Annotated in this window: 1 protein-coding gene; it reads left to right on the plus strand. The window is 40.5% G+C overall.

What is annotated here, in order from left to right; all coding sequences use genetic code 11:
- Positions 1 to 235: 235 nt before the first annotated feature.
- A complete protein-coding gene (locus KFO35_RS14020; RefSeq protein ID WP_002301843.1) occupies positions 236 to 1,453 on the plus strand; it encodes an IS110 family RNA-guided transposase in 1,218 nt (405 codons plus the stop codon).
- The last annotated feature ends 97 nt before the right edge of the window (positions 1,454 to 1,550 follow it).

The raw sequence follows: 1,550 nt of genomic DNA on the forward strand, positions 1-1,550 counted from the left end.
GAACATCATTGACGAATGATGTTCTCCTCTATTTTCTATTTTTAGATTATAGTGAAGAGTGAAAGAAAGTTCGAACAAAGCCTTGAGGACTACGAGTCCCTATCAAAAACCGAACTTCTTTACTGTCATTTTAGAATCAGGTTTACGTATGTTGGGGCCATGAGCCCGTGTATAGGAAATTGGAATCGAAATGAAGCAGTAAAGTTCTTTCAAAACTTAAAAAGGAGGAAAACAAATGCCTTACATTCTTGCATTAGATGTTTCAATGGGACACAGCTACAGTGTCCTATACAAAGACGACACTTGCTTATTTGAAGACGAGATTGAACACACTCAAAGAGGATTTCATGCATTACTCGAAGAGATCCAGCACTTGCCTGAGCGTCCATTGATTGTTTTTGAAGCAACGGGGATTTATTCCAGACCAGTCGAAAAGTTCTTTCAAGATCATCACTTTTCTTACTGTTTGTTAAACCCGTTAGAGGCGAAAAAACAGATGGAAGAAAGCACCTTACGCAGTTGGAAAACAGATAAATCGGATGCCCACCGGCTCGCACAGACTCATCTTAAAAATCAACGTCAGCCAAAAGAAGTACAAAGCAATTTTTACTTAGAGATGCGCGATTTAGCCCGTTTTTATCAAGAAATTGAGAAGAAAATCACTCGTCTGCGCATGGATTTACACAACTGCCTTCAATTGACTTTTCCAGAGCTTGAACAGTTCTTTTCAAACAGGCTGACCCCTTACGCATTGACATTGATCCGTCTTTTTCCCCATCCAGATTTTGTATTGGCATCTACTCGGACAAAAATAAAAAATAAACTGATCAACGAAACACGGAAAAAAATCTCCGCGAATCGTGCCGAGCAAAAGGCAGATCAAATCATCCACTATGCACAGTGTGCCTATCCAGCTGTTGAAAAAGACAGTATCCACTGTCAAAAAACGATCTATTACGCCGAACTTCTCCAAGATTTACTCGAACAAAAAAAAGCACTGGCGACACAAATGATCAAAAAAGCCGAAGGCTCTCCTTGCTTTTTGTTGTACCAAACGTTCCCTGGGATTGGCGCACTCACAGCCGCTTTATTGCTCGGTGAATTAGGAGATATCACACGATTTAAAACCCATAAACAATTGAATGCCTTTGTCGGAATCGACATCCGACGGTATCATTCAGGTAAGTATACTGGCCAAGACCGCATCAATAAGCGTGGTAATCCCAAAGCACGGAAAATTATTTTCTTCACCATTCGAAATATGATTCGCCAGCAACGCGCAGCTCCTAATCATATTGTCGATTATTACTACAAATTAAAAAAGCAACCTATCCCTAAGAAAGATAAGGTTGCCACAGTTGCTTGTATGAACAAGCTTCTGAAATGTATGCACGCTATGGTTAGGGCACATACAGAGTACGACTATGCGTACGCGGTCTCAGTGGACCATTAACTAAACCACTTACAGTATACCACTTCTTTGCCCAGATCGAAAATTTTTTACGAACGGGGCTTTATTTGGTGTGCCTTGATTTTGTCGCTTTCGTTTA

Origin of the sequence: Enterococcus lactis (assembly GCF_015751045.1) — a bacterium.
In the GTDB taxonomy this organism is placed as follows: Bacteria; Bacillota; Bacilli; order Lactobacillales; family Enterococcaceae; genus Enterococcus_B; species Enterococcus_B lactis.